General features: G+C 61.2%; 15 protein-coding genes. 13 read left to right on the forward strand and 2 right to left on the reverse strand.

Features of this window, described 5'->3' with window-relative positions:
- Positions 1-245: 245 nt before the first annotated feature.
- The 7 genes from J5J09_RS16590 (at position 246) to J5J09_RS16620 (ending at position 7,591) form a co-directional block, all read left to right on the forward strand.
- Complete coding sequence (locus J5J09_RS16590) at positions 246-1,580, forward strand: extracellular solute-binding protein (RefSeq protein WP_208552409.1); 1,335 nt, start codon at positions 246-248, stop codon at positions 1,578-1,580.
- Between the two features lie 216 nt (positions 1,581-1,796).
- Complete coding sequence (locus tag J5J09_RS16595; RefSeq protein ID WP_208552411.1) at positions 1,797-2,744, forward strand: sugar ABC transporter permease; 948 nt, start codon at positions 1,797-1,799, stop codon at positions 2,742-2,744.
- Positions 2,741-3,685 carry a carbohydrate ABC transporter permease gene (locus tag J5J09_RS16600; protein ID WP_208552413.1) on the forward strand — a complete coding sequence of 315 codons (945 nt, stop codon included), beginning with the start codon at positions 2,741-2,743 and terminating at the stop codon, positions 3,683-3,685. The genes J5J09_RS16595 and J5J09_RS16600 overlap by 4 nt, the downstream gene beginning before the upstream one ends.
- A complete protein-coding gene (locus J5J09_RS16605) occupies positions 3,682-3,870 on the forward strand; it encodes a hypothetical protein (RefSeq protein ID WP_208552416.1) in 189 nt (62 codons plus the stop codon). The genes J5J09_RS16600 and J5J09_RS16605 overlap by 4 nt, the downstream gene beginning before the upstream one ends.
- 3 nt (positions 3,871-3,873) lie before the next feature.
- Positions 3,874-4,971 carry an ABC transporter ATP-binding protein gene (locus tag J5J09_RS16610; protein ID WP_208552419.1) on the forward strand — a complete coding sequence of 366 codons (1,098 nt, stop codon included), beginning with the start codon at positions 3,874-3,876 and terminating at the stop codon, positions 4,969-4,971.
- Positions 4,964-5,959, forward strand: a complete 996-nt coding sequence (locus tag J5J09_RS16615) for an ABC transporter ATP-binding protein (RefSeq protein WP_208552421.1) — start codon at positions 4,964-4,966, stop codon at positions 5,957-5,959. The genes J5J09_RS16610 and J5J09_RS16615 overlap by 8 nt, the downstream gene beginning before the upstream one ends.
- 12 nt (positions 5,960-5,971) lie before the next feature.
- Positions 5,972-7,591, forward strand: a complete 1,620-nt coding sequence (locus tag J5J09_RS16620) for a dihydroxyacetone kinase subunit DhaK (protein ID WP_208552423.1) — start codon at positions 5,972-5,974, stop codon at positions 7,589-7,591.
- Positions 7,592-7,609: 18 nt separating this feature from the next.
- Here J5J09_RS16620 and J5J09_RS16625 read toward each other — a convergent pair whose 3' ends face one another.
- Positions 7,610-8,932: an MFS transporter gene (locus J5J09_RS16625; protein WP_208553616.1), complete on the reverse strand. Its 1,323-nt coding sequence runs from the start codon at positions 8,930-8,932 to the stop codon at positions 7,610-7,612.
- Positions 8,933-9,171: 239 nt separating this feature from the next.
- Here J5J09_RS16625 and cyoA point away from each other — a divergent pair, with 239 nt between their 5' ends.
- The 6 genes from cyoA to J5J09_RS16655 all read left to right on the forward strand — a co-directional run bounded on the left by cyoA (position 9,172) and on the right by J5J09_RS16655 (position 14,550).
- A complete protein-coding gene (gene cyoA / locus J5J09_RS16630; RefSeq protein ID WP_208552427.1) occupies positions 9,172-10,377 on the forward strand; it encodes a ubiquinol oxidase subunit II in 1,206 nt (401 codons plus the stop codon).
- A gap of 12 nt (positions 10,378-10,389) precedes the next feature.
- On the forward strand, positions 10,390-12,393 hold the full coding sequence (gene cyoB, locus J5J09_RS16635; protein WP_208552432.1) for a cytochrome o ubiquinol oxidase subunit I: 2,004 nt from the start codon (positions 10,390-10,392) through the stop codon (positions 12,391-12,393).
- Between the two features lie 5 nt (positions 12,394-12,398).
- A complete protein-coding gene (gene cyoC, locus J5J09_RS16640; protein WP_208553617.1) occupies positions 12,399-13,019 on the forward strand; it encodes a cytochrome o ubiquinol oxidase subunit III in 621 nt (206 codons plus the stop codon).
- Complete coding sequence (gene cyoD / locus J5J09_RS16645; RefSeq protein ID WP_208552434.1) at positions 13,019-13,429, forward strand: cytochrome o ubiquinol oxidase subunit IV; 411 nt, start codon at positions 13,019-13,021, stop codon at positions 13,427-13,429. The genes cyoC and cyoD overlap by 1 nt, the downstream gene beginning before the upstream one ends.
- A 12-nt stretch (positions 13,430-13,441) precedes the next feature.
- Positions 13,442-14,143 carry an SURF1 family protein gene (locus J5J09_RS16650; RefSeq protein ID WP_208552435.1) on the forward strand — a complete coding sequence of 234 codons (702 nt, stop codon included), beginning with the start codon at positions 13,442-13,444 and terminating at the stop codon, positions 14,141-14,143.
- An 86-nt stretch (positions 14,144-14,229) separates the two neighbouring features.
- Positions 14,230-14,550, forward strand: a complete 321-nt coding sequence (locus tag J5J09_RS16655; protein ID WP_246745863.1) for a WGR domain-containing protein — start codon at positions 14,230-14,232, stop codon at positions 14,548-14,550.
- Here J5J09_RS16655 and J5J09_RS16660 read toward each other — a convergent pair.
- Positions 14,513-15,391 carry a MurR/RpiR family transcriptional regulator gene (locus J5J09_RS16660; protein ID WP_208552437.1) on the reverse strand — a complete coding sequence of 293 codons (879 nt, stop codon included), beginning with the start codon at positions 15,389-15,391 and terminating at the stop codon, positions 14,513-14,515. The genes J5J09_RS16655 and J5J09_RS16660 overlap by 38 nt on opposite strands.
- Positions 15,392-15,414: the final 23 nt, after the last annotated feature.

Genomic DNA, 15,414 nt, shown 5'->3' on the forward strand with positions numbered 1-15,414 from the left:
ATGAAACGCAAGAAATTGAGGTGCGCACCTCAAAATTAACTTGCCTTGAGGTGCGCACCTCAACTATACGATATCCAGTGTCGAGGAGAGCGGCTGGGCATCACGTGCATCTGCCGTCGACGCCATTGGATCAGGGGAGGGAAGGCCTCGGATCCGGACGGAATTTCGTATTCCAGTTTTGCCCTGGAGGGGGCGTTGCAGATGTGCCGATGGAGTTCGGGACATCAATTTGGGAGGAGAACGTGATGACATCCGCAGTCATGAAATCTTCAGTCGCGGTGGGCGCCCTGGTCTGGGTTAGCCTGTCGAGTGCCGGCGCCGTGAAAGCCGACGAATTGACCCTGTGCTGGGCCGCGTGGGATCCGGCCAATGCCCTGGTCGAATTGTCGAAAGATTTCGAGGCCAAGTCCGGCCACACCATGAAATTCGAGTTCGTGCCCTGGCCGAACTTCGCGGACCGCATGCTGAACGAACTCAATTCCGGCGGCAAGCTCTGCGACCTGATGATCGGCGACAGCCAGTGGATCGGCGGTGCGGCTGAAAACGGCTGGTATGTGAAGCTCAACGACTTCTTCGACAAGGAAGGCATCAAGATGGATGCCTTCGTACCGGCGACCGTCACCGGCTATTCCGAATGGCCGAAAAACACTCCGAATTACTGGTCGCTTCCGGCCTTCGGTGACGTTGTGGGCTGGACCTACCGTAAGGATTGGTTTGAGCGCCCCGAAATCCAGACCGCCTTCAAGGAAAAGTTCGGTCGCGACCTGACGCCGCCGGCAACTTTCGACGAACTGAAGCAGGTCGCCAAATTCTTCCAGGGCCGCGAGATCGACGGCAAGACGGTCTACGGCGCCTCGATCTATACCGAACGTGGCTCGGAAGGCATCACGATGGGCGTGATGGACGTGCTCTATAGCTATGGCTTCAAGTACGACAATCCGGAAAAGCCCTATGAGATGGAAGGCTTCGTCAATTCGGAAGGCGCCGTGAAGGGTCTCGAATTCTACAAGTCGCTCTACGATTGCTGCGTCGCGCCGGGCACGTCCAACACGTACATGGGCGAAGGCATCGACGCCTACAAGTCGGGCCAGGTCGCCATGCAGATGAACTTCGCCTTCACTTGGCCGGGGTTCGAGGCTGACCCGAATGTCGGCGGCGGCAAGACTGGCTATCTCGTCAATCCGGCAGGTCCCGGTGGCGAAAAATTCGCTCAGCTCGGCGGTCAGGGCATTTCGATCGTCGCCAACACCGACAACATGGACGGCGCACTGGCCTACATCAAATGGTTCGCGCAGAAGGACGTACAGGACAAATGGTGGTCCATGGGCGGCTTCTCGTGCCTTCGGGCTGTGGTTGAAGACCCCAACTTTGCCAAGAGCCAGCCCTATGCCCAGACCTTCCTCGACAGCATGGCGATCGTGAAGGACTTCTGGGCCGAGCCGTCCTATGCAACGCTCCTCCAGGCCTCGCAGAAGCGGTTCCACGACTATGTCGTGGCGGGTAATGGCACCGCGAAGGAAGCGCTGGACGGTCTGATTGCCGACTGGACGGAAACCTTCGAAGACGAAGGCAAGCTCTGACCCGGCACGGCAATGGCTTCCGGACTTGCATCTTGAGCAGGCCCCTCAAGCTCTTCCCCCGGCAACGCCGGGGAAGAGTCGAGAGCCAGCATTGCCGCCGGCCTCAATCTCAGAATCCCTAGAAGCCTGCCGGCATAACCGAGCCTTGCCTCGTTGCCTCATGGGGCACAGCACCGCATGCGGCTGCCTTTTGGAAACGCCACACGGATCCAGATGATGACCGATACACCTGCAGACCGCCTCGCCCGTGCGACGCCACAACCGGTTGCCAGACGCATCCGGGGCTTGAGCGACAGGGCCATCGCCTGGATATTCGTCGCGCCGACGATCTTCCTACTCCTGTCGATCAACATTTTCCCGCTGATCTGGACGATCCGCCTGTCCTTCACGAACTTCGCCGCCAACAAGCCGAATGCGGAAGTGCAGTGGGTCGGATTGCGCAATTACACGCGGATCCTGACGGACGCCGACACCTGGGCCAACATGCAGACGACCGCCCACTTCCTCATCTGGACGATCGTCTTCCAGGTGCTGATCGGCTTCTCCCTGGCCTGGTTGATCAACCGCAAGTTCAAAGGCAACGACCTCGTGACGACACTGATCGTCATTCCGATGATGCTCTCGCCTGCCGTGGTCGGCAATTTCTGGACCTTCCTCTACCAGCCGCAGATCGGCCTCGTGAACTACGCCGTCGAGTTTCTGACCGGCATTCCCGCTGAAAGCTTCTCGATGCTCGGCCCCGGCGGCTGGGCACGCTGGGCGATCGTCATCGTCGACACCTGGATGTGGACGCCCTTCGTCATGCTGATCTGCCTTGCCGGCCTGCGCTCCATCCCCGACTACATCTATGAGGCAGCCGAAGTCGACCGTGCATCGAAGTGGCGGCAGTTCTGGACGATCACACTGCCAATGGCCCTGCCGTTCCTGATGTTGGCGGTGCTGTTCCGCGGCATCGAGAACTTCCGCATGTTCGACCTCGTGGTCCTTCTCACCGGTGGCGGACCGGGAGACGAGACGCTGCTCGCCTCGATCGACCTGAAGCGCGAGGCTTTCGAGAAATGGCGAACCGGCTATTCCAGCGCCTACGCTATTGTCCTGTTCGTCACGGTCTTCGGTCTCGCCTCCATCTACGTGAAGGCTCTGAACAAGGTGAAAGAACGATGAGTGCCCATTCCGTCACCGAACCGTCAACCGCCTCGAAATGGATGGCCGGCATCCTCGTTGGACTTTACGCGGTAATCACGCTGATCCCGCTGCTCTGGATCATTTCGACGAGCTTCAAGTCCGGCCCGGATTCGATCAGCTACCCGCCGAAGGTGGTCTTCCAGCCGACGCTCGAAGGTTATGTGAACCTCTTCACGACACAGTCACGCCCATCCGCACAGGACCTTGCCAAGCTGCCTGAACCTACCACCTGGTATGACAAGATCACCCGGGACAGGGGCATGATCATCTCCGGCCCGTCGCGCTTTGGACAAAGGTTCTTGAACTCGGTGATCATCGGCTTCGGCTCGACATTCCTGTCGATCTTCCTCGGGACCCTGGCCGCTTATGCCTTCAGCCGTTTCAAGGTGCCGCTCAAGGATGACCTTCTGTTCTTCATACTGTCGACCCGCATGATGCCGCCGATCGCAGTCGCCATTCCGATCTATCTGATGTTCCGCCAGCTCGGGCTCTCGGATACGCACCTCGGCATGATCCTGCTTTATACGGCGGTCAACCTGTCGCTGTCGGTCTGGCTGCTCAAGGGTTTCATCGACGAGATCCCACGGGAATACGAGGAAGCGGCCTTGATCGACGGCTATACTCGCTTCCAGGCCTTCTACAAAGTCGTGCTGCCGCAGGCAGCAACAGGTATCGCCTCGACCGCGATCTTCTGCCTGATCTTTGCCTGGAACGAATATGCCTTCGCAGTTCTGCTGACGAGCGGCAATGCACAGACGGCGCCGCCCTTCATCCCGACCATCCTGTCGGTCGGTGGCGGCATCGACTGGCCGGCCGTTGCGGCGGCCGCGACCCTGTTCCTGCTGCCCGTCGTCATCTTCACCGTGCTGCTGCGCAAGCATCTGCTCCGCGGCATTACCTTCGGAGCCGTGCGCAAATGATGAACTTCCTTGCCCGCCTGAGCCGGTTCCGCCGGTCCGAATGGGAACTGCTCGCCTCTGCACTCATTGCGCTCGGCGTCGTCATGCTCATGCAGCCATTGTCGCTGACGCTTTTTACCCTCTCCTTTCCGGTGACGCTGATCGGAACCGTCATGTTCATCGTCGTCAGTCATTTTCCGGAGTAGGTCATGGCTCAGATTCGCGTTCAAAACCTGCGCAAGGAATTCGGCAGCTTCACCGCTGTCCAGTCCTCGACCTTCACCATTGAGGACGGCGAGTTCTTCATGTTGCTCGGCCCGTCCGGCTGCGGCAAGACAACGACGTTGCGCATGATGGCGGGGTTGGAACTGCCGACCAGCGGCGAGATCTATATCGATGGCGAGGAAGTCGGGATGAAACCGGCGAGCCAGCGCGACATCGCCTTCGTCTTCCAGATGTTCGCGCTCTATCCGCACATGAACGTCCGCCGCAACATTTCCTATCCGCTCCTGAGCCAGGGCGTGCCAAAAACCGAGGTTAGCACCCGCGTTCAGGAGGTCGCCCGCATCCTCAGGATCGAGGACATCCTCGACAAGCCGGTGGGTGGCCTCTCCGGCGGCGACCGCCAGCGCGTAGCACTCGGCCGCGCCATCGTCCGCAGGCCCAAGGCCTTCTTCATGGACGAGCCTCTCGGCGCACTCGATGCGGAGTTCCGCGAGCACATGTCCGAAGAACTGCGGGCGCTGCATGACCGCATGGGTGCGACCACCGTTTACGTCACCCATGATCAGCTCGAAGCCATGCAGATGGGTGACAAGATCGTCGTGATGAACCATGGCGTCGTCGAGCAGTTCGGCCTGCCGCAGCAAATCTACGATTGGCCGGCGACCCGCTTCGTTGCGAATTTCATCGGGTCTCCCTCGATGAATTTTCTGGACTTCGACGGCATGGTCGGCATCGGCAGCGATCATGTAACTCTTGACGGTCACCGCATCGCCGTCCCGGTCTTGCGGCAGGGTGCCGAGGGGCGGCTGACGCTCGGCGTGCGGCCCGAACATGTCCGTTTTTCAGATCATTCGCCCTATCGCGGCCGGGTCCTCGCCACCGAATATCTTGGCACGACCCAGATCGTGACGCTGGCGACCGCAAACGGCGACATCAAGGCTCGCATCTCCTCGGCGGCCCCGATCAAGTCCGGCGAGAATGTCGGGCTTGAGTTCGACAGCCGGACGTTGACCGTTTTTGCCGGCGAGCGCGGTCATGCGCTGGTCTCGGCCGGCAATGAAGGAGTGTTTCGCCATGGCTGAGGTCATCCTTGCCAACGTCACCAAGCGTTTTGGTGATCATCTCGCCCTCGACAACGTCTCGATGACCGTGCCTGACGGCTCCTTCGTCGTGCTCCTCGGCCCGACCGGTGCGGGAAAGACAACGACGCTGCGCCTCATTTCCGGTCTGGAACGTCCGGACAGCGGCGAGATCCTGATCGATGGCCAGACGACGAAAGGGCTCACGCCTGCCCAGCGCAACGTCGCCATGGTGTTCCAGCAGTATTCGCTGTACCCGCATCTGACGGTACGCGAAAACCTGGAGTTCCCCCTGAAATCACCCATGCTCCGGACTCCGAAAGACGAGATCGACCGCAAGGTAAAGGCGATCGCCGACGTCCTTCAGATCGGACATAAGCTCGACAACAAGGCGACCGCGCTCTCGGGTGGCGAAATGCAGCGCGTCTCGATCGGCCGGGCCCTGGTGCGCAATCCGCAGATCTACCTGATGGACGAGCCCCTAAGTTCGCTCGACGCCAAGCTTCGCGCAGATTTGCGTATCGAGCTGAAGAACATTCAGGCCAATCTGGGCGCGACTCTGCTTTATGTTACCCACGACCAGATCGAGGCCATGACGATGGCGACCCATGTCGGGGTCTTGCATCACGGCCGCCTCGTCCAGTTCGGGTCGCCTCGGGAGGTCTATGAGGAGCCCGTCAGCATCTATGCGGCGGCACGTCTCGGCCTTCCGCGGATCAACATCGTGCCGGCGGAACTGTTTGCCGGCGCTCCGCCGCGCGCTGCTTTCATGGGATTGAGACCCGAGAACATCCAGCAGGGTAGCGGCGAGGACAGCCTCGTTCAACGCGTCGAACGGCTGGGCGACCAGACGCGCTTGCATCTGTCCTGCCGCGGCCAGTCCCTCGTTACCGTGACAGACCCTCACAGCAACCTGCAAAGCGGTGACATCATTAAGATCCAGCCGCACAATCCGCTTTATTTCGACGCGGACGGCATACGCCTCGCATAAGGGAGACTTCCGATGGCACAGTTCATTAACAAGCGGGAAGACGTTGTGGTGGAGGCGATCGAGGGCCTCCTTGCCTCGTCCGGCGTACCCCTTTCGCGGCTTGACGGTTACCCCCATATCCGCGTCGTCGTACGCGCCGACTGGGACAAGACGAAAGTCGCTCTCGTGTCGGGCGGCGGTTCCGGCCATGAACCGGCCCATGCCGGCTTCGTGGGGGAGGGGATGCTGACCGCGGCGGTGTGCGGCGACGTCTTCGCATCTCCGAGCGTCGACGCGGTGCTCGCCGGTATTCTGGCCGTGACGGGACCGGCGGGATGTCTTCTCATCGTCAAAAACTACACCGGTGACCGGCTGAACTTCGGCCTCGCGGCCGAACGGGCCCGCGCCTTTGGCCTTAACGTCAACATGGTCATCGTCGATGACGACATCGCCTTGCCCGATCTACCACAGGCCAGAGGTGTGGCCGGCACGCTGTTCGTCCATAAGATTGCCGGTGCCCTGGCCGAGGACGGCGCTACTCTCGAGACAGTGACGGAGGCTGCGCGTCGCGTCATTGCGGGCACGCGAAGCATCGGTATGTCGCTCGACACCTGCACTGTTCCCGGATCGCCGAAGGAAGACCGCATTCCCCCCGGAATGGCCGAACTTGGTCTTGGCATCCACGGGGAAGCCGGGGTCGAGCAGGTGGATTTTTCCGGCGCGCAATCCGCCATGGCCGCGGTTGCCGCAAAGCTCAAGTCTGCCATCGGCGATGGCACTTATGTCGCCCTCATCAACAATCTCGGCGGCACATCCGTTCTGGAAATGTCGGTCCTCGCCCATGAACTGATCCGTTCCGAGATCGGTGATCGCATCCGTCACCTGATTGGTCCGGCTCCCCTTATGACCTCGCTCGACATGCGCGGCTTTTCAATCTCGCTTCTGGCCGCCAGCGAGGATGACCTTGCATCTCTGGCCCGTCCGGTCGGTCCAGCCGCCTGGCCCGGCCTGTCGACGGTGAGCCCGGTATCGATCCTGTCGCTACCGGATGGCCTGACGCCGATCATGCCCTTGCCGTCTGATCACAAGCCGACGCGGGATTTTCTCGTGGCCTGCTGCAACGTCATGATCGCCGCGGAACAGGATCTCAACGCCCTCGACGCGAAATCCGGAGACGGCGATACCGGCTCGACCCTGGCTGGCGCCGCGAGAGCCCTGGTCAACGCCATGGACCGGCTGCCGCTTTCCGACCATACCCAACTGCTGCGGGCGATCGGGCTTGAGCTCAGCCAGACCATGGGTGGCTCTTCCGGCGTGCTGCTTGCCATCTTCTTCGCCGCTGCCGGCGACGGTGCCTCAAGCGGGCTACCCATGCGGGATGCCCTGAAGGCAGGGCTTGCAAGAATGCAGGAGATCGGCGGCGCGCAGGTTGGTGACCGGACGATGGTCGATGCTCTTGCACCGGCGCTGGACGGGCTGCAAAGCGGCTTGTCGGAGGCCGCGAAGGCTGCCCGGGAAGGGGCCGACCGCACCGCCAAGCTGGTGCGTGCCAAGGCCGGGCGTGCCGCCTACATTAACGCCAAACAGTTGGAGGGTCATGCGGACCCCGGAGCCGAAGCGGTTGCCCGCTTGTTCGAGTTCCTTGCTCGCTGACGTCTCTGAGCAGCCGACCTATTCTTGTTTCGGACGGAGCGAGACCTGGCGGACGACGGCCAGCGACAGCAGCGTGCAGATCGCGCCCGACAACAGATAGAGACCGGCTGCATAAAGCCCGAACCAGGTGGACAGAAGCAGTGCGCACAGCGGCGCAAAACCTGCCCCGAACATCCAGGATAGAGCCGATACGAAAGCCGAACCCGTGTAGCGGTTTCGCTGGTCGAACAGCGACGCGACGGCGCCGGATGACTGGGCGAGATTAAAGCCGAGGATGAGGAAACCAACCAGGACGTAGATGATGACGCCCGCGTGACCGGCGCTCAACAGGACAGGGGCGACGAGAGCAAACGCACCGATTGCCCATGCACCCCAGACGAGGATCTTCGGCCGGCCGATCCGGTCGGAGAGCCAGCCGGAGAACAGCATCGCCAGAATGCCGACGCCAGCGCCCGCAGCCTCGATCATCAGGAACGAGCCCGGCGCTTCGTCTGTATAGAGGAAGATCCACGACAGCGGGAAAACGGTCACCATGTGGAACATGGCGAAGCTCGCAAGCGGCACGAAAATCCCGAGCAGAACCGTGCGGCCATCCTGCACAATCGTTTTGCGAAGACTGGTGGGCGTCAGTTCGTTGGCTTCGAAGAGTTCCTTGAACTCCGGCGTTTCAACGATACGCAGGCGTGCGAAAAGCGCGACAACGTTGATGGCGAAAGCGACGAAGAACGGATACCGCCAGCCCCAATCCAGGAAATCTGCCGCAGAGAGTGTCATGACGAGATAGGCAAAGAGGACGGCCGCAACGGACAGTCCGACGACGGCGCCAAGTTGCGGAACCATCGCGTAGAAACCGCGTCGGTTTTCAGACGCTGTGATGGCGAGAAGCGGCGCAAGGCCATCCCAGGTTCCACCCAGCGCCAGGCCCTGACCGATGCGCAGCAGGGCGAGCATGGCGATGGCCCACCAGCCCGCGGCTTCGTAGGACGGCACGAGGCCCATCGCGACCGTCGAAGTGCCCAGGAGGAACAATGCGACGGTCAGCTTCACGAAACGGCCGTGTCGCCGGTCAAGCGAGGTGAAGAGCAAGGTGCCGAGCGGCCGTGCCACGAAGGCGAGGGCGACGAGGACGAAGGACCACAGGGTTCCTGTCAGCGGATCGAGGAATGGAAATACCCGAGCCGGGAAGACGATGACCGAGGCGATCGCAAAGACGAAGAAGTCGAAAAATTCCGAGGTGCGGCCGATGACGACCCCGACGGCGATATCGGACGGAGACACATGATGATCGTCTTCCGCGTCACGACGGCTCTGCTGCCGATCTTCATAGGTTGTGCCGGTCATGCTCGCCATGGAACCTTACTCTCTTCTCAAACGGTAGAAGTAGGCGCGCAGCGCCAGCCGTCCACCCAAGGACTGTTTTTCGATGACAGCGATGCCGCAGCGGCGCCAAAATTGACAGGTGACAAATTGTCGTATGTGCCGCGCTGCGAAATCGAACTAACTAGCTTGACGATCATCAATGGTCGCCGGTGGGTACTGGAGGGGGTCCGCCTGCGATTGAGCCATCGTCAGGGTAAGCTATGCGAAAGCGCCTCCGTCCGAAATTGTTCGCCGCTCTCGGAGCGGTTCTGTTCCTGTCCGCCTGCAAGGCGGAGGTTCTTGCTCCAACGGGAGATATCGCTGCGCAGCAGCGCGACCTTCTGGTGATCTCAACGCTATTGATGCTGATCATCATCGTGCCGGTCATGCTGCTCACCTGCTGGTTCGCCTGGCATTTCCGGTCCTCGAACGCGGCGGCCGTCTACAAGCCGAACTGGTCGCATTCGGCGAAGCTTGAGCTCATCATCTGGGCGATCCCGCTTCTCATCGTGGTCAGCCTGGGGGCGCTGACCTGGGTCGGAACCCACCTCCTCGATCCGTATCGTCCGCTATCCAGAATTTCGAAAGTCGAGCCGATCGCGCCGGACCAGAAGCCGCTGGAGGTCCAGGTGGTTGCGCTGGACTGGAAGTGGCTCTTCATCTACCCGGAATACAGGGTGGCATCCGTCAATGAGTTGCCCGTACCGGTCGATCGTCCGATCCGGTTCTCCCTGACGTCGTCGTCTGTCATGAACGCGTTCTACATCCCGTCGATGGCGGGGATGATCTACGCCATGCCCGGCATGCAGACGACGCTGCACGGCGTCTTCAACGAACCCGGCGAATACCAGGGTCTTGCCTCGCATTACTCGGGCGCCGGTTTCTCCGGCATGCGCTTCAAGGCGAAGGCAACCGATGCCGCTGCTTTCGAGGCCTGGGTCGAGACGGCGCGTCAGCAGGACCAGGTCCTCGATCGTCAGACCTATCTCGAGCTTGAGCGGCCGAGCGAGAACGTTCGGCCGATCGGTTACTCCGATGTCGATCCGCAGCTGTTTGCCCGCGTGGTCAACATGTGCGTCGAAGAGGGCAAGATCTGCATGGCCGAGATGATGGCGCTCGATGCGCAGGGCGGCACGGGTCTCGCCGGTACGGTCAACATGAGCGCCCTGATCTACGACAAACACGAGCGACGCGGCACGCGCGAACCTGTCTTCGGTTGGGAGCCTTTCAAGGTCACCGGCTTCTGCTCGACGGAGGAACTCGACCGTATGCTCGCCGCCAAGCCGGCATCGTCGTCGGTCACGCCGGTCGTCTCCGGACCGCTTCGCGGACACGGCATGCCGCAGCCCATGACACCGTTTGGCGATCCTGCCGATCGCTATCTCACACTTATGCAGCCGTCCGCCGGCAATGCGCAGCAACTTTGACAGGATCCGGCCATGGCTACGGTAGATCATTCGACCTCCCTCCTTCTGGGTCGCCTCAACTGGAGTGCGATCCCAACCGATCCGATCGTCTTGTCGACCTTCGTCGTCGTCGTTATCGGCGGAGTCGCCGCGGTTGCCGCCCTGACCTATTTCCGCCTGTGGGGCTATCTCTGGAAGGAGTGGTTTACATCTGTCGACCACAAGAAGATCGGCATCATGTATATCATTCTGGCGCTGGTCATGCTGGTGCGCGGCTTCGCCGACGCCATCATGATGCGCCTGCAGCAGGTGCTGGCATTCAACGGATCCGAGGGCTATCTCAACGCCCACCACTATGACCAGATCTTCACCGCGCACGGTGTGATCATGATCTTCTTCGTGGCGATGCCCTTCGTCACGGGCCTGATGAACTATGTCGTGCCGCTGCAGATCGGCGCGCGTGACGTCTCCTTCCCCTTCCTCAACAACTTCTCCTTTTGGATGACCGTCGGCGGTGCCGTGCTGGTCATGGCGTCGCTATTCGTTGGCGAGTTCGCGCAGACGGGCTGGCTTGCCTTCCCACCGCTGTCGGGCATCGGGTACAGTCCGTGGGTCGGGGTCGATTATTATATCTGGGGCCTCCAGATCGCCGGTGTCGGCACGACGCTCTCGGGCATCAACCTGCTCGTCACCATCATCAAGATGCGGGCGCCTGGCATGACGCTGATGCGCATGCCGGTTTTCACCTGGACCGCGCTCTGCACCAACGTCCTGATCGTCGCCTCCTTCCCGGTGCTGACGATGACGTTGATCCTCCTGACGCTCGATCGCTACGTAGGAACGAACTTCTTCACGAACGATCTCGGCGGCAACGCGATGATGTATATCAACCTCATCTGGATCTGGGGCCATCCGGAGGTCTACATCCTGATCCTGCCGCTGTTCGGTGTGTTCTCCGAGGTGACCTCTACCTTTTCCGGCAAACGGCTCTTCGGCTACAGCTCGATGGTCTATGCCACGGTCTGCATCACGATCCTCAGCTATGTCGTGTGGTTGCACCACTTCTTCACGATGGGCTCGGGCGCGTCGGTAAACGCCTTCTTCGGCATCACCACGATGATCATCTCCGTGCCGACAGGTGCGAAGATCTTCAACTGGCTGTTCACGATGTACAAGGGCCGGGTCCGTTTCGAATTGCCGATGATGTGGACCGTCGCCTTCATGCTGACCTTTACGGTCGGCGGCATGACGGGCGTCCTTCTGGCGGTGCCGCCGGCCGACTTCGTCCTGCACAACTCGCTGTTCCTGGTTGCCCACTTCCACAACGTGATCATCGGTGGCGTGTTGTTCGGCTGCTTTGCGGCGATCGCCTACTGGTGGCCCAAGGCTTTCGGCTTCACGCTCAACGTCTTCTGGGGCAAGGTCTCGTTCTGGAGCTGGGTCGTCGGCTTCTGGCTCGCCTTCATGCCGCTCTACATCCTCGGGCTGATGGGCGTGACGCGACGCATGCGGGTCTTTGATGATTCGGATCTCAGGATCTGGTTCATCCTGGCGGCACTCGGCGCCGTTCTCATTGCCGTCGGCATCGCAGCCTTCTTCGTCCAGGTTGCCGTCTCGATCTGGAAGCGCAAGGAGAATCCCGATCTCACCGGCGATCCCTGGGGAGGCCGGACCCTGGAATGGGCAACCTCGTCTCCTCCGCCATCCTACAACTTCGCCTTCACGCCGGTCGTGCACGACCTCGATGCCTGGCACGATATGAAGGAAGCCGGTCAGAAGCGGCCCAAAGCGCCTTATCTGCCGATCCACATGCCGCGATATACAGGCACCGGCGTCATTCTCTCCGCGCTGGCGACCGTCTGCGGCTTCGCACTGGTCTGGCACATCTGGTGGCTGGCGGCGCTATCCTTCCTGGGGATCGTCGCTGTGTCCATCGCCCACACCTTCAACTATGACCGCGACTATTACGTCCCCGTCGATGAGGTCGAGAGCATCGAAGCCGCGCGCGATCGCCAACTTGCCGGAATGGGAGCATGACCGCCATGGCTACCGTCACGCAGTCCGCCGAGCCGGCGGTTTATTGGGAAACCGAGCCGCACCATCATGAGGAAGGCGGTTCCACCCGTCTCGGTTTCTGGATCTATCTGATGAGCGACTGCCTGATGTTCGCAGTGCTCTTCGCCGTCTTCGGTGTCCTCGGGCAGAGCTATGCGGCGGGTCCCGGACCCAAGGCGCTCTTCGACCTCACCCTGATTGCTATCAACACCGGCTTCCTGCTGGTCTCCTCGATCACCTTCGGCTTCGCCATGCTCGCGATGTACGAGGGCCGGCAGACCCGGATGCAACTTTGGCTCGCCGTGACGCTGCTCCTCGGCCTCGCCTTCCTTGCAGTCGAGATCTACGAATTCCATCACCTGATCCATCTGGGCGCCGGACCGCAACGCTCGGCCTTCCTGTCGGCCTTCTTCGCGCTGGTCGGCACCCACGGGCTGCATGTGCTCTTCGGCTCAATCTGGCTCGTCACGCTGATGGTCCAGATGAACCGCAAGGGTCTCATTCCGGCCAATACCCGGCGAATGGAGTGCCTCAGCATGTTCTGGCACTTCCTCGACGTGATCTGGATCGGCGTCTTCACCTTCGTCTATCTCCTGGGGATGATCTGATGTCCAAACATTCCATCGAACCCCATAGCCATCGCGGCGACCACGGCGCTGCGCCACACGACAATACCGGTCACGATCACGGCAGCTATCGGTCTTATCTCACCGGCTTCGTGCTCTCGGTCGTGCTTACCTTCATCCCGTTCGCCATCGTCATGAGCGGGGGGGTCGACAGTCGGGTGGTCACGGCGCTGACCGTCATCGGCTTCGCCGTGGCACAAATCCTGGTCCACATGGTCTATTTCCTCCATATGAACAGCCGTTCGGATGAAGGCTGGACCCTGCTGTCGATGATTTTCACGGTGATCGTGGTCGTCATCATGATCTCGGGGTCGCTGTGGGTCATGTACAACCTCAACACCAACATGATGCCGCAGATGGAGCATGAGAGCTTCCAGGGCTTCGGCTCCTGATCGGGGAGGGGCATGGCACGATCTCATCGCAGATGGATATTGCTCGGGCCCGGCCTTCTGGCGGTGATGGTCCTGCTGGGCCTCGGCGTCTGGCAGGTGCAGCGCCTGCAGTGGAAGACGGCGCTGATCGAACGCGTCGAGACGGGGCTGGCCGCGGCTCCCGTCCCGGCACCCGGTCCGGCGGAATGGTCCCCGTTGTCATTCGACACGGCGGAATACCGAAGGATATCCGCGTCCGGCCGTTTCCTGCCTGCAGATGATATCCTCGTGAAGGCCGTTACCGTGCGCGGCACGGGCTTCTGGGTGATGTCGTTGTTCGAAACCGACGAAGGCTGGCGGCTCTTCATCAACCGCGGATTCATTCCGGACAGTTTCTCGCCCGATGAGCTTTCGCGGCCCGACGGCCTGGTTGAGGTGTCCGGCCTCTTGCGCCTGACGCAGCCGGATGGCGCTTTTCTCCGCTCCAACGATCCCGACGGTGGGCGTTGGTTTTCCCGCGACACGCTCGCCATGGCGCGCTCCCTCGGATTTCCAGAGGTCGCCCCGTATTTCCTGGATGCGGATGCCGGAGGCGAGAACCCGCCGATTGGCGGCCTCACCGTCGTTTCGTTTCCCAACAATCATCTCGGTTACGCCATCACCTGGTTCGGGCTTGCAGCCGTGCTGACCGTCCTGCTTGTCAGAGCAAGCCGCCTGTCGAACCACGACCAGTAGCCAAGGCCAGTGGCTTGGCGATATTCATCACGATCATGAATCGGTGAGGCCGGACCGATTCAAAACACTCGTTGGACCGACCCCGCATGCTTTGCGATTCTGTCTGCATGACGAGAGTGTTGGATACCCATTACGCAGAACGAACCGATGTCACGCGAAACATGGCCCGTTTCTATGCACTTGAAATCGTGCCGACATTGTTCGGTGAAACGTGCCTGACGAGACGTTGGGGCCGGATCGGGCGACCAGGACAAAGCAAGGCGCACACGTTCGAAACCGAAGAGGCCGCGGCAAACCTCTTTCGAGAGATCGTCAAACGCAAGCAAGCCCGTGGCTACAGGGTGCCCACCGGGGTGGACGTAGCCCCGGTCAAAGCGGCAAATCGCTCGACGCCCGAAACGACCTGAACGCTCCGAGCGCCTGGAGGGAGCGACCGTCGTCGATCGCCGCAAGATCAAGGATGACGGCGTTCGCCACCGTCATCGGCACGACGAGCGATTGGCTCTCCCCCGGCTCGCCGCGAGATACGGCGATCTGGTGCTCCGGTGCCGGATCGAGGCGCGCGCAACGGAGGTCTGTCAGCGCCAGTGTCCGTGCCCCCCGTTTTGTCGCGATCTCTAGAACCTCCCGGATTAATGGCGGCGGCCGCCGGAAAGCCAACACCCAGACGACGTCATCCGGGGTCAGCGTCGACAGAAGTTCCTCGATCTGGTGCAACTGGCTGGACAAGTCCACGGCCTCATATCCCGACCGGTTCAGCCTGAGGGCGATGAGCGAGGTCAGCGCGGCGGAATGTCCCCGACCGAAGACAAGAATCCGGCGGCAATCACGCAGGCTCTGCGAAAACGCGCGGATATCGGCGTCCGAGACGCTGTTGCGAACCTGCTGCAGGGCGGCGATTTCACTGTCCAGGACGGAGGCGAGCAGACTGCCGTCTTCGGCGCGAACCAGGCGTGCGGCCATTCTCGCCGCCGGGCTCTCGAAATCGCCGCCACCCTCGAGCAGGCTCGACTGCAGGAAGGTCCGGAACTCCGGGTAGCCCTTGAAGCCCAGGCGACGCGCCAGCCGAACGGCGGAGGCTGGATGAACGCCTGCCCTGAACGAGACGGTCTTGCCGTTTTCCATGGCCGCCCGGATCGGGTCCTGCATCAACACGTCAAGCAGACGTGTGTCCGCATCCGTCAATTGCGGTGAGTGACGGCTGATCAGATCGCCGAGCCGTTCGGGAAGGTCGTTCCTGCCATTCATTCCGTGTCCAACTCGTGTTCAAC

This window comes from Ciceribacter sp. L1K22, from assembly GCF_017599385.1.
Classification (GTDB): domain Bacteria; phylum Pseudomonadota; class Alphaproteobacteria; order Rhizobiales; family Rhizobiaceae; genus Allorhizobium.

Excerpts from the sequence above, each read along its gene's own strand:
- J5J09_RS16590 (WP_208552409.1), top strand. The coding sequence starts at position 246 with ATGACATCCGCAGTCATGAAATCTTCAGTCGCGGTGGGCGCCCTGGTC.
- J5J09_RS16595 (WP_208552411.1), top strand. The coding sequence starts at position 1,797 with ATGACCGATACACCTGCAGACCGCCTCGCCCGTGCGACGCCACAACCG.
- J5J09_RS16600 (WP_208552413.1), top strand. The coding sequence starts at position 2,741 with ATGAGTGCCCATTCCGTCACCGAACCGTCAACCGCCTCGAAATGGATG.
- J5J09_RS16605 (WP_208552416.1), top strand. The coding sequence starts at position 3,682 with ATGATGAACTTCCTTGCCCGCCTGAGCCGGTTCCGCCGGTCCGAATGG.
- J5J09_RS16610 (WP_208552419.1), top strand. The coding sequence starts at position 3,874 with ATGGCTCAGATTCGCGTTCAAAACCTGCGCAAGGAATTCGGCAGCTTC.
- J5J09_RS16615 (WP_208552421.1), top strand. The coding sequence starts at position 4,964 with ATGGCTGAGGTCATCCTTGCCAACGTCACCAAGCGTTTTGGTGATCAT.
- J5J09_RS16620 (WP_208552423.1), top strand. The coding sequence starts at position 5,972 with ATGGCACAGTTCATTAACAAGCGGGAAGACGTTGTGGTGGAGGCGATC.
- J5J09_RS16625 (WP_208553616.1), bottom strand. The coding sequence starts at position 8,932 with ATGACCGGCACAACCTATGAAGATCGGCAGCAGAGCCGTCGTGACGCG.
- cyoA (WP_208552427.1), top strand. The coding sequence starts at position 9,172 with ATGCGAAAGCGCCTCCGTCCGAAATTGTTCGCCGCTCTCGGAGCGGTT.
- cyoB (WP_208552432.1), top strand. The coding sequence starts at position 10,390 with ATGGCTACGGTAGATCATTCGACCTCCCTCCTTCTGGGTCGCCTCAAC.
- cyoC (WP_208553617.1), top strand. The coding sequence starts at position 12,399 with ATGGCTACCGTCACGCAGTCCGCCGAGCCGGCGGTTTATTGGGAAACC.
- cyoD (WP_208552434.1), top strand. The coding sequence starts at position 13,019 with ATGTCCAAACATTCCATCGAACCCCATAGCCATCGCGGCGACCACGGC.
- J5J09_RS16650 (WP_208552435.1), top strand. The coding sequence starts at position 13,442 with ATGGCACGATCTCATCGCAGATGGATATTGCTCGGGCCCGGCCTTCTG.
- J5J09_RS16655 (WP_246745863.1), top strand. The coding sequence starts at position 14,230 with ATGCTTTGCGATTCTGTCTGCATGACGAGAGTGTTGGATACCCATTAC.
- J5J09_RS16660 (WP_208552437.1), bottom strand. The coding sequence starts at position 15,391 with ATGAATGGCAGGAACGACCTTCCCGAACGGCTCGGCGATCTGATCAGC.